Here is a 3,047-nt window from a genome sequence, read left to right on the forward strand (position 1 = left end):
TGTTCTTTGAAAACTAGATAACAGAAGTAATTCACATTCAATTAGTAATGCAAGATATCACGTAGTGATTCTTTTTAACGGTTAAGTTAGAAAGGGCGCACGGTGGATGCCTTGGCACTAGGAGCCGATGAAGGACGGGACGAACACCGATATGCTTCGGGGAGCTGTAAGCAAGCTTTGATCCGGAGATTTCCGAATGGGGAAACCCACCACTCGTAATGGAGTGGTATCCATATCTGAATACATAGGATATGAGAAGGCAGACCCGGGGAACTGAAACATCTAAGTACCCGGAGGAAGAGAAAGCAAATGCGATTCCCTGAGTAGCGGCGAGCGAAACGGGACCAGCCCAAACCAAGAGGCTTGCCTCTTGGGGTTGTAGGACACTCTGTACGGAGTTACAAAGGAACGAGGTAGATGAAGAGGTCTGGAAAGGCCCGCCATAGGAGGTAACAGCCCTGTAGTCAAAACTTCGTTCTCTCCTGAGTGGATCCTGAGTACGGCGGAACACGTGAAATTCCGTCGGAATCCGGGAGGACCATCTCCCAAGGCTAAATACTCCCTAGTGACCGATAGTGAACCAGTACCGTGAGGGAAAGGTGAAAAGCACCCCGGAAGGGGAGTGAAAGAGATCCTGAAACCGTGTGCCTACAAGTAGTCAGAGCCCGTTAACGGGTGATGGCGTGCCTTTTGTAGAATGAACCGGCGAGTTACGATCCCGTGCAAGGTTAAGCAGAAGATGCGGAGCCGCAGCGAAAGCGAGTCTGAATAGGGCGAATTGAGTACGTGGTCGTAGACCCGAAACCAGGTGATCTACCCATGTCCAGGGTGAAGTTCAGGTAACACTGAATGGAGGCCCGAACCCACGCACGTTGAAAAGTGCGGGGATGAGGTGTGGGTAGGGGTGAAATGCCAATCGAACCTGGAGATAGCTGGTTCTCTCCGAAATAGCTTTAGGGCTAGCCTCAAGGTAAGAGTCTCGGAGGTAGAGCACTGATTGGACTAGGGGCCCCTACCGGGTTACCGAATTCAGTCAAACTCCGAATGCCGATGACTTATCCTTGGGAGTCAGACTGCGAGTGATAAGATCCGTAGTCGAAAGGGAAACAGCCCAGACCGCCAGCTAAGGTCCCAAAGTATACGTTAAGTGGAAAAGGATGTGGAGTTGCTTAGACAACCAGGATGTTGGCTTAGAAGCAGCCACCATTTAAAGAGTGCGTAATAGCTCACTGGTCGAGTGACTCTGCGCCGAAAATGTACCGGGGCTAAACGTATCACCGAAGCTGCGGACTGTTCTTCGAACAGTGGTAGGAGAGCGTTCTAAGGGCTGTGAAGCAAGACCGGAAGGACTTGTGGAGCGCTTAGAAGTGAGAATGCCGGTATGAGTAGCGAAAGAGGGGTGAGAATCCCCTCCACCGAATGCCTAAGGTTTCCTGAGGAAGGCTCGTCCGCTCAGGGTTAGTCGGGACCTAAGCCGAGGCCGAAAGGCGTAGGCGATGGATAACAGGTTGATATTCCTGTACCACCTCCTCACCATTTGAGCAATGGGGGGACGCAGGAGGATAGGGTAAGCGCGGTATTGGATATCCGCGTCCAAGCAGTTAGGCTGGGAAATAGGCAAATCCGTTTCCCGTGAAGGCTGAGCTGTGATGGCGAGCGAATTATAGTAGCGAAGTTCCTGATTCCACACTGCCAAGAAAAGCCTCTAGCGAGGTGAGAGGTGCCCGTACCGCAAACCGACACAGGTAGGCGAGGAGAGAATCCTAAGGTGATCGAGAGAACTCTCGTTAAGGAACTCGGCAAAATGACCCCGTAACTTCGGGAGAAGGGGTGCTCTGTTAGGGTGCAAGCCCGAGAGAGCCGCAGTGAATAGGCCCAGGCGACTGTTTAGCAAAAACACAGGTCTCTGCGAAGCCGTAAGGCGAAGTATAGGGGCTGACGCCTGCCCGGTGCTGGAAGGTTAAGAGGAGCGCTTAGCGTAAGCGAAGGTGCGAATTGAAGCCCCAGTAAACGGCGGCCGTAACTATAACGGTCCTAAGGTAGCGAAATTCCTTGTCGGGTAAGTTCCGACCCGCACGAAAGGCGCAACGATCTGGGCACTGTCTCAACGAGAGACTCGGTGAAATTATAGTACCTGTGAAGATGCAGGTTACCCGCGACAGGACGGAAAGACCCCGTGGAGCTTTACTGCAGCCTGATATTGAATGTTGGTACAGCTTGTACAGGATAGGTAGGAGCCTTGGAAACCGGAGCGCCAGCTTCGGTGGAGGCATCGGTGGGATACTACCCTGGCTGTATTGACCTTCTAACCCGCCGCCCTTATCGGGCGGGGAGACAGTGTCAGGTGGGCAGTTTGACTGGGGCGGTCGCCTCCTAAAAGGTAACGGAGGCGCCCAAAGGTTCCCTCAGAATGGTTGGAAATCATTCGCAGAGTGTAAAGGCACAAGGGAGCTTGACTGCGAGACCTACAAGTCGAGCAGGGACGAAAGTCGGGCTTAGTGATCCGGTGGTTCCGCATGGAAGGGCCATCGCTCAACGGATAAAAGCTACCCCGGGGATAACAGGCTTATCTCCCCCAAGAGTCCACATCGACGGGGAGGTTTGGCACCTCGATGTCGGCTCATCGCATCCTGGGGCTGTAGTCGGTCCCAAGGGTTGGGCTGTTCGCCCATTAAAGCGGTACGCGAGCTGGGTTCAGAACGTCGTGAGACAGTTCGGTCCCTATCCGTCGCGGGCGCAGGAAATTTGAGAGGAGCTGTCCTTAGTACGAGAGGACCGGGATGGACGCACCGCTGGTGTACCAGTTGTTCTGCCAAGGGCATCGCTGGGTAGCTATGTGCGGACGGGATAAGTGCTGAAAGCATCTAAGCATGAAGCCCCCCTCAAGATGAGATTTCCCATTCCGCAAGGAAGTAAGATCCCTGAAAGATGATCAGGTTGATAGGTCTGAGGTGGAAGTGTGGCGACACATGGAGCTGACAGATACTAATCGATCGAGGACTTAACCAATTTGAATGTATGCTTACTGTTATCTAGTTTTGAGAGAA

Annotated in this window: 1 rRNA gene; it reads left to right on the plus strand. The window is 52.9% G+C overall.

Annotation, left to right across the window (positions count from 1 at the left end):
• Positions 1-79: 79 nt before the first annotated feature.
• Positions 80-3,009, plus strand: a 23S ribosomal RNA gene (locus AC2CGA_RS18850).
• The last annotated feature ends 38 nt before the right edge of the window (positions 3,010-3,047 follow it).

Source organism: Bacillus sp. SYZHCR11 (genome assembly GCF_057196865.1).